Source organism: Pantoea sp. UBA7232, assembly GCF_002473195.1.
Taxonomy (GTDB): domain Bacteria; phylum Pseudomonadota; class Gammaproteobacteria; order Enterobacterales; family Enterobacteriaceae; genus Pantoea; species Pantoea eucrina.
The window spans coordinates 97416-113523 of record NZ_DKTK01000008.1; the positions used below are offsets into that span (position 1 = coordinate 97416).

The 16108-nt window shown below is 52.3% G+C and carries 15 protein-coding genes; 9 read left to right on the forward strand and 6 right to left on the reverse strand.

Annotation, left to right across the window (positions count from 1 at the left end; translation table 11 throughout):
• Positions 1-103: 103 nt before the first annotated feature.
• Positions 104-1024 (forward strand): LysR substrate-binding domain-containing protein, encoded by a 921-nt coding sequence (locus tag B4056_RS08365; RefSeq protein ID WP_094110820.1) that lies wholly within the window; start codon positions 104-106, stop codon positions 1022-1024.
• A gap of 852 nt (positions 1025-1876) precedes the next feature.
• Here the strand turns inward: B4056_RS08365 and B4056_RS08370 are convergent.
• Both B4056_RS08370 and B4056_RS08375 read right to left on the reverse strand, forming a co-directional pair.
• Positions 1877-2167: an SDR family NAD(P)-dependent oxidoreductase gene (locus tag B4056_RS08370; protein WP_223811787.1), complete on the reverse strand. Its 291-nt coding sequence runs from the start codon at positions 2165-2167 to the stop codon at positions 1877-1879.
• 59 nt (positions 2168-2226) lie between these two features.
• Positions 2227-3111, reverse strand: coding sequence for an NAD-dependent epimerase/dehydratase family protein (locus B4056_RS08375; protein ID WP_288654391.1), 885 nt, complete (start codon positions 3109-3111; stop codon positions 2227-2229).
• 393 nt (positions 3112-3504) lie between these two features.
• On the opposite strand from B4056_RS08375, the gene B4056_RS08380 reads away from it, so the two are divergent.
• Positions 3505-3771, forward strand: coding sequence for a hypothetical protein (locus B4056_RS08380; protein ID WP_071668145.1), 267 nt, complete (start codon positions 3505-3507; stop codon positions 3769-3771).
• Positions 3772-3971: 200 nt separating this feature from the next.
• On the opposite strand, the gene B4056_RS08385 is transcribed toward B4056_RS08380, so the two are convergent.
• From B4056_RS08385 to B4056_RS08395, 3 genes are all read right to left on the reverse strand, one after another.
• Positions 3972-4445 (reverse strand): hypothetical protein, encoded by a 474-nt coding sequence (locus B4056_RS08385; protein WP_094110818.1) that lies wholly within the window; start codon positions 4443-4445, stop codon positions 3972-3974.
• 268 nt (positions 4446-4713) lie between these two features.
• Complete coding sequence (gene fhuE / locus B4056_RS08390; protein ID WP_108569787.1) at positions 4714-6876, reverse strand: ferric-rhodotorulic acid/ferric-coprogen receptor FhuE; 2163 nt, start codon at positions 6874-6876, stop codon at positions 4714-4716.
• A gap of 344 nt (positions 6877-7220) precedes the next feature.
• Positions 7221-7487 carry a YdgH/BhsA/McbA-like domain containing protein gene (locus B4056_RS08395; protein ID WP_071668142.1) on the reverse strand — a complete coding sequence of 89 codons (267 nt, stop codon included), beginning with the start codon at positions 7485-7487 and terminating at the stop codon, positions 7221-7223.
• 621 nt (positions 7488-8108) lie between these two features.
• Between B4056_RS08395 and B4056_RS08400 the strand changes: the two genes are divergently transcribed.
• Positions 8109-8729, forward strand: a complete 621-nt coding sequence (locus tag B4056_RS08400) for a LysE family translocator (RefSeq protein ID WP_113655345.1) — start codon at positions 8109-8111, stop codon at positions 8727-8729.
• A 1547-nt stretch (positions 8730-10276) separates the two neighbouring features.
• Here the strand turns inward: B4056_RS08400 and B4056_RS08405 are convergent.
• On the reverse strand, positions 10277-10603 hold the full coding sequence (locus B4056_RS08405) for a hypothetical protein (RefSeq protein ID WP_094110816.1): 327 nt from the start codon (positions 10601-10603) through the stop codon (positions 10277-10279).
• Between the two features lie 725 nt (positions 10604-11328).
• Here B4056_RS08405 and B4056_RS08410 point away from each other — a divergent pair.
• Genes B4056_RS08410 through B4056_RS08435 form a run of 6 tightly spaced genes read left to right on the forward strand, consistent with a single transcriptional unit; the run spans position 11329 to position 16086 of the window.
• On the forward strand, positions 11329-11919 hold the full coding sequence (locus B4056_RS08410; RefSeq protein ID WP_288654393.1) for a cytochrome b/b6 domain-containing protein: 591 nt from the start codon (positions 11329-11331) through the stop codon (positions 11917-11919).
• A 4-nt stretch (positions 11920-11923) separates the two neighbouring features.
• Positions 11924-12574, forward strand: a complete 651-nt coding sequence (locus B4056_RS08415) for a thermostable hemolysin (RefSeq protein ID WP_094110814.1) — start codon at positions 11924-11926, stop codon at positions 12572-12574.
• Entirely contained in the window at positions 12564-14000 is a 1437-nt protein-coding gene (locus tag B4056_RS08420) for an AMP-binding protein (RefSeq protein WP_094110813.1), read from the forward strand. Before B4056_RS08415 ends, B4056_RS08420 begins: the two co-directional genes overlap by 11 nt.
• The gene (locus B4056_RS08425) at positions 14001-14666 is read left to right on the forward strand and encodes a TenA family transcriptional regulator (protein ID WP_288654397.1); all 666 of its coding nucleotides are present in this window, start codon (positions 14001-14003) and stop codon (positions 14664-14666) included.
• On the forward strand, positions 14653-15459 hold the full coding sequence (locus B4056_RS08430; protein ID WP_288654399.1) for an SDR family oxidoreductase: 807 nt from the start codon (positions 14653-14655) through the stop codon (positions 15457-15459). Before B4056_RS08425 ends, B4056_RS08430 begins: the two co-directional genes overlap by 14 nt.
• Complete coding sequence (locus B4056_RS08435) at positions 15460-16086, forward strand: tetratricopeptide repeat protein (protein WP_150034867.1); 627 nt, start codon at positions 15460-15462, stop codon at positions 16084-16086.
• Positions 16087-16108: the final 22 nt, after the last annotated feature.

Here is a 16108-nt window from a genome sequence, read left to right on the forward strand (position 1 = left end):
GCGACTCCTTTTGGGTTAGAACGATAGAGCATCATTCTTACATTGCCTGTGCATTGACAGTGGCGATAATATTTCCCTCTATTGATTCCTGTCAGGCGACAATATGAAAAGTGAAATGAGCGGCATTCCGGTTTTTGTGGCTGCTGCTGAGTCAGCAAGTTTTTCTCAGGCCGCCGAAAACTTGCACCTCACGCGTTCGGCCGTAGCGAAAACCATCGGCCGGCTGGAAGGCAGGCTGGGCGTTACGCTTTTCAGCCGCACAACCCGTCGTCAGACCCTGACGGATGAAGGCGCGCTCTATTATGCATTCTGCCGTCGGGCGCTGGATGAAATCAGAATGGCAGAGGAGATGCTGGAAGGCGGCAAGCTGCAGGCAAGCGGTAAACTAAGAGTCTCTGTGCCGGTTTTGTTCGGACATTTTTGTGTGGCACCGCTATTAGCCGCGCTGGCAAAAGAGCATCCCGGGCTGGCACTGGAAATTTCTTTCAGCGATCGCCAGGTTGACCTGCCATCAGAGGGTTTTGATATGGCTGTCAGGATTGGCATGCTGGATGACAGCAGTAGCCTGATAGCCCGCCAGCTAACCTCTCACGCCATGGTTTTATGTGCATCACCGGCATATTTGCGTGAAGCGGGAGAACCTGCCTTACCGGAGGATCTGCAGCAGCATGCCGCGATTGCCTACCTCAGTGCAGGACGCATTCTTAAATGGCGTATAAAAAATGGTGATAAAGGGATGTATGAAATGACGCCATCCGCCCGGCTGATAATGGATGACATGCAGGGTATAAGAGATAGTGCCGTTGCAGGAGGAGGGATCGCCTGGCTGCCTGACTGGCTTGTGCGGGAACAGCTTATCAATGGCAAGCTGTTACAGGTGTTAAAAAACTGCTCTTCTGAAAGACAGCCGGTCTATGCCGTATGGCCGCAAATGCCTTATCTTCCTCTTAAGGTCAGGCTGGCGGTAGATAAACTGGTGAGCGAACTGCCAGCTATGATCTCTGGTGCTGAAGACCCGATCTGAGATTCGCTCACGCCGTCTGTATGTCTGGTTTGTGGCAGAAGCGGATGTTAGCCTCATTAAGTCCACAATCAAATTGCGCCACAGCAACGGTGACAGAAAAGAATTTTGGTCAGTAAAACTCATCTTTATGTTGATATCTGTATTCTTGCGTTATCCCGGTATAACCATATGAAGCCGCTTTATAATTAACAACATGCACATTTGACTGCGGATATAGCGGGCAACTTGCTGCCCGCGTCGCAATGATTCAGGCCACGTCCAGACATTTCGGTACGAACAACATGGTGCTGACCCTGCAGCCCCGGCCGACTTTTCCGCGCTAAAGCCCCTGGACAGGATGTGAAAGTGTTTTTTGCCCTCAAATCCCGGCACGACAAAACAGGCGCCGTTGCTGATGGAAAAATACTCCCGGTATCCCCCCGTCCAGTCTTTAGAGTGAGAACGCATCCAGTGAGTCAGTAAACGCGGCGCTTTCGATGCCAGATAACCAATAAAGCCCTCAAAAAAGTCAGGCGCAGACCCTAACTCCGGAGGGATCGGGCAGAGCCGGTTAGCGGGGGTGAGGCTGAAGATCCGGCAACGCCGAAGAGCCGGAGGGGGCCATCAGTTTTTTGATACTAATGACCGCTTCGTACCAGGAGCGGACTTACCCATAGCAATAAATCAGATTATTTATCAGCTACTCTCTTTTCATTTTTTATCTCTTCTCTCAGCACCGCAATCAGCTCCTTCAGCCCTTGTGGAACCCGCCGGTGACCGGGATAGTAAAGATACATAGGCTCTTCAACGGGTGCCCATTCCGGGAGCACAATCCTCAGGCTGCCGTCACGAATGTGGTCACGAACCCTGTCTTCAAGGCAGTAGGCCTTGGCCGGCGTTGATAACCAGCGCGCTGGGGTTTAAACCGGCCGCATCTATTCTGGTCTGCAGGCCGATTATCTGATCATACTCACTAAGGTCAGCACTGAATGAGTGTACGCTAACTGAAAAGTGTTTTTGCAGATGTTCGCGTGTAGCTGATAGCTTTTTATCATCCCGGGCCACGATGGCAAGATCGTATCCGTTAGCCGCAAATTCTTCCGCAAGCGCCAGGCCAATACCGTTACTTGCGCCGGTTATGAGAGCCAGTTTTTTCTCACTCATATCATTCTCCTGTTGAGACGGTTTACCCGGCCCTGTACAGGCCGGTAACAAAGGGATCATCAGATACTGTCGGTCCAGCGGTAAGCCGGTTGATAACCCAGGATGCGCATTGCCTTTTCGCTGCTCAGCACCGATTCATTGCCTGCAAATTGTTTACGCTGCTCAACTTCAGGGTAGTAATGGTCGAGAAGTTCCTTTGTGGGGATTCGCATGCAGGTGACATCACTGGTAATAAAGAACTCATCTTTGCCCCTGACGTCATATTCGAGAGCTTTTTCAATCGCCTGGGCAACGTCACGAACGTCAACGTAGGTCCACATATTCCATAACCTGACGGCCGGATCGTCCTGCCAGCTTTCAAACCGGGCGTATTCATCCGGCCCCATAACATTAGAAAGCCGGAGACAGGTAATGCGCATATCAGCGTTATTAAGGCAGAACTGACGGGCCATTTCCTCACCCAGCACTTTCGTCAGCGCGTAAATGCTAATCCCCCGTGCCGGGTAGTGTTCATCAATCGGCACATATGGGGGCGCCCACCGATCGTAAGGCACGCCGGTAAGAACCTCGCTCGATGACCAGATGATATTTTTAATCCCCAGACGCCTGGATGCTTCAAATACGTTGAAAGTGGCCAGCATATTGTTTCTGAACTCGTCAGAGTCGGGGATCATCCGGGGATGGGGGATACTGGCGAGGTGAACCAGAGCATCAAAAGCTGCAGGTTCGGGTCGTGAATAGATGTCTTCCCCGACGGAGGAAAGGGCGTCAAGTGTTGCACCAAAATCCTCTAAATCCGCAATCATCGCCGGATGTTTGCTGGTTGACGGTTCTTTCTTATCAATGAGGAACAGGTCATACCCTGCTTTTTCAAGCCACTCTACTGTGACCCTGCCAATTTTCCCTGACGCACCGGTAATGGCTATACGTTTCTTATCTGACATACTTCGTCCTTATGGTTGAGGTGCAAATCAACCCTAAGTTTTGATGACAACAGAAAATTAGCGATGAGCCTGGCTAAAAGCTACGGTTACTTTAATTCATCGATCTGGTTTTATTTACAGAACAGGCGGAATCCATCAATCGGCAAGGGTGCTTATAAGGCTTCATAATTAAAGGCCCGCTTTTCGCTCATAGCGGACGTCATAAGCCTCTCTTAGTGTTCAAAACTACCGCAGAGTAAACAACGCTTAAGCAGTGCGGCTTTTAAGCGACGTGAAAGATACTTATCAGGCCTGCAGCCTTAAGCGATCGCGTGTTCGGGCAGGCATCGTATCCATTTTGGAACTACAGTTACCGGTGAGGTTGTCATTGACTCGTATCAGGAGGTGTATTCAGTGTTTGATCACGACGACGATCAGGAGAAACCTGTCATCGGAGAGGCAGCACTCAACCTTGCAATGGCGGGACAGGACATTAACCAGCGAACCCTGACGGCGGAGCTGGATTTGATGGCTGGTAACGCCACTAACGCGGTCAGGGCGGAAAAAATCAGAAAAGCCAGACACTGGCTCAATGGTTTCTCTCAAACTGATATGCGCGACAAGGCTGGGCTGCACTTAAAGATGAAAGCAGACCCGGACGACGACGGAAAACATCACTAACCGTTGCCCGGCCCCGGCCGGAAGACGACGAAGATAAGCCAACCTCATAACGGGCGCGTCCGACGCGTACCGGCCGGAGAAACTGTCAGGGATGACACCCGGTTGTTAACTAAGGCAACACCAATCAGAACGGGCAAAAGATAAATAACCTGCCCCACCCCCATCACAAACTTCCTGTTCTGTCAGGCTGGGGAAGGCGTTTAGTGACGGTCAGAACGCGTGGCAAAGAAGACCACGGCGGCTCCAAGAGCGACAACCAGCGTATCTTCAATCAGGCCGCTTCGGGTCTGTCCGATTTTTGTTATCGCCTTTTTGCGGGCTGCAAGCGTGGCATAAGCCAGTGGCACCGCGGCAGAAATAGCTACCGCGGCCCCGGTCTTCTCTTCGCCACGAGGTGCCAGCGCGGCACCGGCAATCCCGGCACTGGCCACGCGCGCCGAGAGGCCAGGAAACACAGTGCGGTCCGGTGCTGATTTCATTTTGTCGCCATACAGCTCCCCTGCTCCCATCGCTAACGCACCATATTTAAAGAGCGGCCGATCCAGCAGCAGCAGAGCGCCTGACGTATTGCGCTTCGCAAGACGTGCCGCAGCAAGAGCCGCCATCGGCGTCATTGAACGGCAACTGGCGACCACGCCAATCAGGGCAGAATAAACAAAACGCGTTATTTTCATTATTGGTTTTCCGGATAGTGAGAGATCTATTTGCTCTTACGCTCCGCCGGGATATAAGGCAGGAACGCGCTATTTAACAAGCACATTTACATGGTCACATTATCTGAGTGTTGGGATCTATACTGCCAGCAGCATGCCTGCTGGAATAATCAGTATAGATGAGCGGTTTGAGCGTGCAGAAAGAAGAGAAGCGGGCGGGTAATAGTGGAAGCATTCAGGCATGTCAGCGTGTTGCATGCCTGAATGTGAATATCGACTATTCGATCTGTCAGAACTGCCAGGAAACGCTGACGTTCATATTTCGTGGCTCACCATAGACGTAACTGTTCATATAGCTGTAGTAGTGGCGATCAAAGAGATTATCGAGGTTGGCCTGTACCGCAACCTGTTTATTCACCTGATAGCGCGCAAACAGCGATGCCAGCGGATAGCTGCCCTGATACACCCGTACGCTCTCACCGCTGGCGTTGGTCACATCCTTAAATACCCGATTCTGCCAGTTAACGCCGCCGCCAATAGTCAGGTCAGGAATAGCGGCCAGCTGATAACGGGTGAATAGCTTAAAGGAGGTCTGCGGCTGGTAACTGTTAAAGCGGCCACTTTTGTCACGCGCAACATAGCGGGTGGCACCAAATGTCAGTTGCAGATTATCAGTCAGTGCACCATTCAGTTCAAACTCGGCGCCTTTACTCACGGCACCTTTAGCGGCGACATAAGCCTGCTCGCTGCCATTCAGGTAGACACCATCAAGCGCCTGACCGACATCATCCTCTTCGATACGGAATATCGCCACGGTGGCGGTGAGCAGGCCATCGTTCCAGGCAGATTTCAGCCCGGTTTCGTAGCTTTTTCCGGTTACGGGTGACAGGTAGCCGCCTCGGGTATCGCGATAAGTCTGCGGCAGGAAAATAGCAGTGTAACTGCCATAGGCGGACCAGGTATCGTTGATGTCATACACCAGCCCTGCATAAGGCGTGGTGTTATTTTTAGTCACCTCTCCGCTGCTGCCGGTGGTGCTCCACTGGGTATAGCGCGCGCCAACAATCAGTGACAGCGGATCGGCCAGCGACAGACGTGCTGCACTGTAAACGGATTTCTGCCGCACCGTGTCATTGGCGTTGCGATACCAGCCCTGCCACGCCGGCTCCGCTACATTACCGCTCCAGTGGTTATCAAAAATACCCATATCGGCTGCCGTGATCTCACGCGCTTCTGCATCGCTGAAACCATCCTGGCTATACGTTGCATTGTGCTGCCGGCTGTAACTGGCACCCGCCATTAACAGATGCTGACGACCAGCCAGCTCAAACGGGCCGCTGGCGAAGCCATCGACAGAGTCCAGTTTACGTTTGCCGCGATCCATACTGCCGTAGCCGGTCGTACCCTCACCGCTCTCCCGATCGGGATTGCCCATCACATAGAGCAGCTTATCGCTGAATGTGTTTTCAGCGTGCGTGCCGTTAACATGAACATTCCAGCCGTTATCAAAGTTATGTTCAATATCGGCAAAGACTTTACGGGAGTTGGTATTATACCGCGCCCAGTTGGCTGCTGAATTCAGGCTGCGATCGTAATGGGTGGTGGCATTGTTACTATAAAACATCGGCAAACCGCCCCAGGTTGGGTTGCCGGTGTTGTTATCTTCGTAGTCATATCCCAGTGACACGGTGGTGCTTTCAGAGAGATCGGCATCAATGACGCCGTAGATAAACTTTTTGGTCTTCTGATAGCGATCCAGCCAGCTCTGCTGGTCAGTGTAGCCGCTCACAATGCGGCCACGCAGGCTGCCATCCCCGTTCAGCGGAGAAGAGAGATCGGCCACATAACGCTGCTTATTCCAGCTGCCATAGCTGGCACTCAGCGTTCCGGTGGCGATTTTGCTGTCGGCATGTTTGCGCACCATGTTGATTGAAGCCGCCGGGCTGCCTGCGCCGGTCATCAGGCCGGTTGCACCGCGCACGATCTCAATGCGGTCATAAATAGCGGAGTCGGAAGCCGCATCGCCATAATTCCATGCGTCGTTGACTAAAGCCGGAATACCATCAAACGTAAAATTGCTGACTTTGAAGCCGCGCGAATAGTACTCAGAGCGTTCACTGTCGACAAGATTAGTGGATATGCCGGTAACGTTGGTTAATACATCATTAACCGACTGCAAATCCTGATCCTGCATGCGCTGCTGTGTCACGACGCTAAGAGACTGCGGTACATCGCGCGGTGTCAGCATCAGCTTAGTGCCCGCACGGGTGGTCTGCACCGCATAGTTCTGGTTACTGAGCGCACTGTTATCGGCCGAATCAGTGCTGACGATCATCTCCTGCGCATCCTCCTCTGCCGCCCGGGCGGGAGTGAGAAGGGAATGCACGGTCAGTGCCAGTAATGAGATGCTGAAGAGGTTATTGAACCCTGATTCCCTGCTACAAAAAGCCATAAACTCTCTCTTAAACATTGGTATTAGGTTAAGCAGTGATGCGCTGTTTTTATATTTATCCGTTCAGCGCAGGCAGGCAGAGGTCCGCCTCACCTGAGAAAGACAATGATAATCATTTGCTTTAGCAATTCTCTAAAAGATTCCATTGCAAATGTAACTTTATGTAAAAATCATAATATTCAGTGATATAGGGAGTTAAAACCCGGAAATAGCGGTGGTTTAGGTCATACCGATTCAGAGAAAGGCAGAGTGCAGGAGGTGATCAGCGATGATTACGGGAGAGATCGCGGTGCCATTCAGGCAGGCCATCCATAGCCTGCCGTTTGCATACAACAGACCCGCTGTTATTTATAGACGGTAGCGGTAGCTGACATCTTTGAACCCTCTTTTGCAGAGGTGATGACGTAGTATTTACCGCCCAGTTCATCTGCCTTTTTGGAGAGATCGGCTTTGGCATCTGAAGGCGCAGTCTGCTCTTTCATCGAGCTTATCTTGCCCACTTCCTGATACTGGCTGGCCTGTTCTTTAGTGATCTCCTGCGCGGCTAAAACAGAGCCAGAGGCAAGTGTTCCCAGAAACAGAGCAGCAGCGACCATTATTTTACGTTTCATACATTAGTCCTCGTGAAATAAAAAATAACCGGATATCCCTATAAACAGATAGTTCAGAATAAAAATAAAGCAACGTTCTTTCAGGAGATTTTTTAATTATGCGGGCAGACAGCTTTTACCCGCAGCCGGCTGTCCGGTCCGGTGATACGTGCGTGATGTCGAAACGGCCACTTTCTTCCTGAATACAACGGCCTGCCGGGCGATTCACGGTAGCGCGAGCGCTTCCTGCGAAGCGGCCGCACGTTATAGCCAGCGGCAGGCGTCGCCGCGCGTAAATATATATATACTGCCTTCAAACCACCCGCCGGTTTTATTATCACAGGCAGCATTTCTACTTTTTCACAGCAGATCGCTGCATCTGATATTTATTTCTGTATGACGGCCGTTGCCAGGATGATATTTATTTTTCCGGGTCGGGTAACGCAGCAGGTGCGTGTTGCTCTTTGGCGATAATTGAGCGTTTATCGTAAACGCTATATGCTGTATAAGCCGTTCGCCCGTCGGCCGAAAAGCTGCTGCTGCACTCGTCCGTTGCTCAGCAGCCCGGATTAGCCTGAGTAAAGGTTTGCCTCAGATGGATGCCTGCGACCAGAACAACCTGTTGCCTGAAGGAGAGATATGATGACCATAATGGATGCGCTGCTGGCATTCAGCTTTGCCGCGCTGTTACTGACTCTGACGCCGGGCCTGGATACCGCGCTGGTATTGAGAACGGCAACGGTTGAGGGACGAAAACAGGCGGTTCACGCGGCGCTGGGTATCAGCACCGGCTGTCTGGTCTGGGGAGCCGCCGTGGCGTTCGGGCTGGGGGCGCTCATCGCAGTGTCAGAACTGGCTTACGACATCCTGAAGTTTTGTGGCGCGCTCTACCTGAGCTGGCTGGGCATTAACATGCTGCTGCGGCCGAGAAAGCAGCTGGCGCTGGCGGATAATACCGCTAAAAAAGGCTCAAACTGGTTTTTGAAAGGCGTGCTCGGCAATGCACTCAACCCTAAGATTGGCATTTTCTATGTCTCCTTTTTACCGCAGTTTATTCCGCAGGGTCACTCACCGGTACTCTGGACCTTTATTCTGGTCGGTATCCATATTGTGATCGGGACGAGCTGGTCGATGGCACTGATAAGCGCCACGCGCCCGCTGGCAACGATACTGCGAAAAGAGCAGGTCATTCGCTGGATGGATCGTACCACCGGCGCCATTTTTCTGGCCTTTGCTGCCCGTCTGGCCCTGAGCCGTCGCTGAACAGCGCGGCTGCGGTAAACCTGCCGCAGCCGGCCTGAAACGCTGCTCAGGCCGGTACTGTTATCACCGTTAAGATTGATTATTCCTGCGTTGCTCACCCGCCCGAACTGCCCGGCATTCAGCACCAGCATGCCGATGTTTTCCAGCGGCTGAGGCTGTGCCCGTCCGTTAATATCGGTAACGCCGTTATTCAGCGTCAGCGCAGAGGGTGCATTTTCCACGCGCATACCCACGGCGTTCTGCACGCGGGAACCGATGACAATACGGCCATTATTGATCGCGCTGCTGTTATGGCGTTGTTCAATAGCGCTGACGCCGCCGCTCAGCGTAACCGCGACATCCTGCGTTCTGTCCGTTTTGCGGTTTTGTGGCGAGCGACCGATGGCGATGGTGCCTTGTGCCGCGTTAATAAAGTGCCCTGCAGCGCCTAACGTAACCCCTGCCGCTGAGCTGTTATTAACCACATCCGTGACGCCGACGTTGATGCTGCCGCGGTTAATCGCACTGCCCTGACCAATCCAGATCGCGCTGCTTTCCAGACCTTCAGGCGCATCGCCGGGGGCAAGATTAATCACACCATTATTGGTAACACGGCTGCCGCTTTTTACCGCGACAGCTTTACCGATATAGCCCAGCGTGCTGCGGTCGACGCCCGTGCCGCTGGCGTTATTCAGGAAGCCGGCGTTCAGCGTGCCATTATTTATTCCGGTACTGCCTGAGAGAAGTGCCAGTGCCCTGCTCTCAGCAATGCCGGTAGCGGTCACGGCGAGCTTGCCATCAATGGTTGCGGTCGCGCCGTTGCTGGCCTGCATCGCCGTGCTGGCGTTGATAACTTCAACCGTACGCCCTGCAGAAATTTTCACACTGGCGTCACGGCCATTCGCACTAAGCACCATCCGGTCGCCCGCCGGCAGCCTGACTTCATCGCGGCGGTTGCCGGCACCGGTGCGATAAACCACGCGGCCTTCATTAAGCGAAAACGCTTTATTGAACGCGTTGCCATACTCTTCCTGCGTAATATTGTCATTCAGCAGCTGATTAATTAACCAGTCATTATAATTCCTTATTTCCGTAAGGGAGGCTACCGTGAACGTGGCGACTCCGCCATCCCGCGTATTTACGCTGAAAGTCCCGGTATAACTCACCACGCTATCTCTGCTCAGCGTCAGTTGATTATTTTCAGGAGGTGCCTCAACGGCGGTGAACGTAATACGATTATTACTGTTCCAGTTCAGATGGCCGCCCTGTGCCGTGGTAAAAAGCTGGCTTTGTCTGGCCGCCATTGACCAGCGGTTTGTGTCCGAACCTGCGATTTTGTCAGGTCGCCCGATATTAATATTAAGCGTGCCGCGCGTAACTGAGGCGATGCGGGCACCTATATATTGCCGATCGTTTACAGCATAAAAGTCCTCTGCCTCTGTCTCTGTATTGATTTCTGGTAAATCTGTAAAGGCTAAGCTGTCATAAACGCGGAAGGATTTATAGCTGTTGTTCCCGGGATCGGGAATAACGATATTCAGATTTTGCTGCCCGACATTAATACGGGGTTACCCGGTCAGCGTATCGGTAACGATCCGGCCCGCGCGCTGCAGCTCACCCAGCGTGGTGCGCATTACGCCACTCACGCCCGGTGTAAACTGCGGCAGTCCGGTCAGCGACCGAACTGAACCACCACGCAAATAAAATGCACCCGCTTTATAATCATTGTTTTCAGGCGTATAGGGCTTAAATATCTCCGCCGATGCATTTAAAACCGGAAACATCATACCTTGTGCTGCAATAAGGGCCAGAAGTACAGGATTTAATTTAAACACGATATTTTCCTCAGCTGAGAAAAAAGCAAAACCTGAAAACAGAACACGGCTTTCAGGCATCGGCAGAGCGTATTTATTTTGGAAATGTCAGATAAAAGTAATCAATGCGCAGACAATAACATCACGTTACTAATGCATTGTCCAGCCTGGCTTACGCTTCGTTAGAGCATAAAACAGAAGTTAAGATAAAAGTCTTTTACGTGAATTTATTTCGTCGGATCTAAAAAATTTAATAACTGGTTAGTTATTAAAAATAATGAAAAAAATAAAAGCACCGTTTATTAACATAACTTATTAACCTGCCACTCAGAAAAATCACAGCCACACTGATTAGCCAAATGCGTAAACCAGTGGGAACTGCGCTGTGCATGAGTCATGCGCATAACTCGTCTGGCGGCAACCAGTCCCTGTTTTACCCGGAGTCCGTCCGGTAACCGATGTCGGCCTGACGATCGCATCCGCCAGGTCAGGACACCAGTAAGCTATCCGGCCTCCCTCCTGAAGCAACCCGTTATACGTTTACGTTGTACCAGTACAAGCAAGCCAGTAGCGCTGCATTCTCATCGCCATGAATGCACCGCCTTTGTCCGCTGGTCTTCTTCTTTGCTTTGGAAAAATTCGGGCAGGCACGACGCGCTGTTTACAGATGCCTCAACAGGTATGTTTTTCTAAACAGCGTTTTTAGCCAGGAAAAATTACGTGCACTTTTTTTAGCGCCTCCTGATATTAAGGTTCAGTTAATATTCAACTGCAATACTTAACTCTATCCTGACCAGGAGTTGAGTATGACAAAAAAGATAATGCATTATCTTCCGCACAGTTACGCGCCATTCTTTCGCGCGCTGCATATCGCTATCGCGCTGCTGATAGCCGGACAGATAATTAATTCAAACTTTATTGAAGCAGAAGCGCTGAACAGCGCGGGATTACCGGCATTAGTTACCTGGCTGCATGCTATATCCGGGCTACTGCTGCTGGTACTCGGAGCAATACTGTTGACCTGGATGCTGACTCAGAGAGGGATCAAATGGTATTACCCGTGGATTTTCTTCAGGTTTGATCAAATAGAGCGCGATATACATCAGATAGTACGCCTGAGGCTTCCCGCTGCGTCAAACGGTGGACTCGCGGCAACGGTGCAAGGATTGGGCGTAATTGCTCTGCTGCTGGTGGCCTCATCAGGCGGTGTCTGGCTTGCAGCGGAGAGATATTTTCCCGCTTATTATTCTGACGCTGAACTAATTCTTCACTGGAATAAATTACTGACAACATTTGTTGAAATATATCTCTATTCTCATGGTTGCATGGGGTTGATTCATATATTTTTGCATTATAAATCGTCTTCAGCTGATTTTTATCATTCAGGTAAAAGATAATATTATGAGAATTGCACCGGTATGCTCCCTGAAATGGGTGCCGGGTGGCTCGCATATTAATCCCGCCACTAAATTTATACGTGATGGCTATTTTCAGCAATTTGGTGCTCACCTGACAGAGTTAATGCCGTGGGTGTTGATGTTGTGTGACGGAGAAGAGAATTTGCTGGCTGCCTGCGGAATGAAAGCTGCATCACACGGCGCGCTGTTTCTGGAGCAATATCTCGACAAACCGGCTGAGAGCAGCCTGCAACAGCATGGCTTTTGCAATGCACAGCGCGGAGACATTGTAGAAGTTGGCAATTTCGCTGCGACAGAAGGAAGCGCTGCCCGCGTCATGTACGCCGCGGTGTGTCTGTTGCTTAACCATTATCGCTATCGCTACATCATGTTTACCGGAACAGTGAAAATTCGAAATATTTTCAGTCGTCTGCACCTGAAGCCGGTAACCATCACTGCTGCGGAACCTACACGTCTGACGGTAAATCCCGCAGCCTGGGGAGACTATTATCAGCACGCGCCTCAGGTGATGGCGGGTGATCTAACCAGCGGTCAAAAATCACTGGCTGAACATTCGCTGCTGCTCAATCTGTTTGATGAACTGCCCGTTGCCCCATGGCGCCTGCAGCAGAAGGAGATCCGTCATGTTAATTGATGCCCTTGCCAGCCATGCCCGGCATCAGCCCGATGCTACAGCCCTGGTTAATAGTCAGCGAAGCTGGACATGGCGTGACTATGAACAGGCGGTGTCACGTTTTGCTGCTGAGCTAAAGCAGGCGGGCGTCCGCCGTCTGGGTCTGGCCCTGGAAAATGGTCCGGAATGGCTGATAGCCGATCTGGCATGCCTGAAAGCCAGCGTCGTCTGCGTCCCTGTGCCCTCGTTTTTCTCTCAACAGCAGCGTACGTGGGTGGCCCATTCGGCCGGTCTGGATGGCTTACTGGGAAGCCTATGCCCGGCTGGCTGGCGGTCTAAAGATTTCTCTCTGGGCCAGTTGCATATATGCCGCTCTGCTGAGACACCGCCTCTGCATCAGGACACGGTAAAAATCACCTATACCTCAGGTACTACTGGTCAGCCAAAAGGGGTCTGTCTCACGCAAAAGGGCGTTGAATGGACCGCTTCAGTGCTGGCCAAGCAGATGTTGCCCCTGGCTCTGAACCGTCATCTGGTCGTACTGCCGCTGAGCACGCTGCTCGAGAATATTTGCGGAGGATATGTGCCTTTGTTACTGGGCGTCACCACGGTTGTGCCTGCGGCTGCTGAAGTGGGCTTTACCGGTTCAAGTCAGTTTAGCCCGGACATATTTGCCGGAGCGCTGATGCGCTGGCACCCGCAGAGTCTGGTGCTGGTACCCGAACTACTGCGCGTGCTGAGCTATGTGCATCATCAGTTACCCGCAGCAACTCAGCCACTGAAGTTTATTGCTGCGGGTGGTGGAAAAATTGCGGCCGGCGTGCTGCGTGCAGCACGTCAGGCTGGACTGCCGGTCTATGAGGGTTACGGGCTTTCCGAATGTGGGTCGGTGGTAGCACTGAATCTGCCTGAGCATGTGATGGATGGCAGTGCAGGTTGCCCTTTGCCAGGCATCGACGTGGCAAACAGTGCTACAGGCAGCCTGCTGGTGGCGAGCCCGGGTAACGCCGCGGGTTATCTGGGCGATGCCCCCTTTGAGAAATGGATTGATACCGGCGATCTTGCCGGACAGGACGCCGGGGGATTTATCCATATCACCGGTCGGGCGCGCAACGTCCAGATAACAGCATTTGGCCGTAACTTCTCACCAGAGTGGATTGAAGCTGAAGCGCTCAGCTGTCCGGCCGTGCGGCGCATCGTTATGTTTGGCGAAGGTCTTAAGCAGAACGTTGCGCTGGTGGATGCTTTTGCTGGCAATGAGGCATTAGCGCGTGAGCAGCTGGAGGCCTTATCCGCGACTTTGCCGGATTACGCGCGTCCGCATCATCTTATTTTTACCCCGCTTATTTCATCACCCGAAATGCTGACTGCAAACGGGCGCCCGCGTCGTGATGCGATCTGGACGGCGATGAAAGATCAAATAGTGAACTGTGAGGAGTACATCTGAATGGCTTTTTATCAGCAATTGCAGGACAAAACAGAACAGGCGCGGGAAGCGATGCTGAGCAGCGTCGTCATTGAGCAGACTGCCCGGGGCGCGGTGACACGTGACATGTATATCGCTTTTCTGACACAGGCTTATCATCACGTCAGTCATACGGTACCGCTGCTGATGAGTGCCGGCAGTCGCCTGCCTGCAGAAAAAGAGTGGTTGCGTGCCGCGCTGGCTGAGTATATCGAAGAGGAATATGGCCACCATGAGTGGATCCTGAATGACATTCGCGCCTGCGGCGGTGACGCTGAATGCGTGCGTCAGGGGCAGCCAGGGCGGGCAATAGAGCTCATGCTTGCTTATCTCTATTACCGCATCGAACGCGTTAATCCGCTTTGCATATTTGGCATGGTTCACGTACTTGAAGGAACCAGCGTAAATATCGCCACGCCGATTGCAGAATCCCTGCAGCAATCACTCGATTTGCCGGAGGAGGCCACAACCTATCTGCGCTCACACGGGGCACTGGATCTGGAACACCTGAAGTTCTTTGCCAGCCTGATGGATAAAGTGACAGATGAGCGCGATCAGCAGGATATTGTGCATACCGCCCGCATGGTTTATGCACTGTATGGTGAGATGCTCCACGCACTTTCTGAGGTGCCGCATGGAGCTGCTTAACAAAAATATTGTGCTGACCGGTGCCAGCGGCGGGATCGGTCAGGCGCTGGCAAAGAGGCTGGCGCTGGCGGGTGCCCGGCTATGGCTGGTAGGACGTAATCAACCAGAACTCAACAGGCTGCGACTCTGCATGGAGCATCCAGAGCGGCATACCGTTTTTGTGGTTGAGAATTATAGCGATGAAGAAATTCTGTCGCTCAGCCGCTGTTTTCATGCCGGCCACCGCCTGGATGTGTTGATTAATAATGCCGGAACCAGTCGTTTCGCGCTGCTTGAGCAGCAAAGCATTGCGGATGTACGTGAGCAGCTGCTCGTTAACGTTGAAATTCCGCTGATTCTTACGCGCGCGCTGATCCACCAGTTCAGCGCAGAGGGCACCATTCTCAATGTCGGATCTATTCTCGGCGAGCTGGGACATCCGGGATACAGCGTTTACTGTGCATCGAAAGCAGCGCTGCATCGCTTTTCTGAAGCGCTGGGCCGCGAGCTCAGCACGACAGGCATAAAAGTGCTCTATGCAGCGCCGCGGGCCACACAGACCGGGCTGAACTCTGCGGCGGTAAATGCGATGAACAAGGCGCTGGGAAACAAAAGCGATTCACCCGAAGCAGTAGCGCAGTTTATTACTGAGGCGTTACTGCAGGATCGCCGCAGAGCCAGAATGGGGGGAGTGGAGCGTGTTTTTGTCCGGATAAATGCCCTTCTGCCTCACCTTGTCGATCGCGCGCTGATAAAAAAACTGCCGCTGATTAAGCGCTTTTTGCAGTCTGATGCTCCTGTGGAGATAAAATAGATGAATCCATTTTTTGCCTTATTACCTCTGTCACTTTTTGCGTTACCGGGTGCGGCATCGGCAGAATCAGCGCTGACCACCCTTCAGCATGGCTGGTCGGTCTGCCAGTATCGGTCGCTGGAAGATCAGAAACAGGCGTGCTTCAGCGCACTTAGCCAGCAGGCACATCATCTTCAGGGCCACGATCAGGAGCCGGCGCTGCTTATCTGGGGTGCCATTATCGACAGCAGCTGGGCGGGCGCAAAAGGCGGCCTGGGTGCGCTCAGCCTGGTTAAACAGGCTAAAGCGGATCTGGAAAAGGCGTTATCTATTGACCCGGACGCTTTACAGGGGTCCGCCTATACCAGCCTGGGCGCACTCTATTACCAGGTTCCGGGCTGGCCAATTGGTTTTGGCGATAATAAAAAAGCGGAGGCGATGTTCAGGAAAGCGCTGGCTATCAATCCGGCAGGCATCGATCCTAACTATTTTTATGGGGACTTTCAGCTGGCGCAAGGCAATAAACAAGTGGCCAAACAGTATCTGGAAAAAGCGCTCAACGCCGCGCCCCGTCCTGGCCGCGAGATTGCGGATCGCGGCAGACATGCTGATATAGAACGTGACCTGGCTAAGCTGGATAAAATGTGACGGCTCAATAATGTTCTGTTTC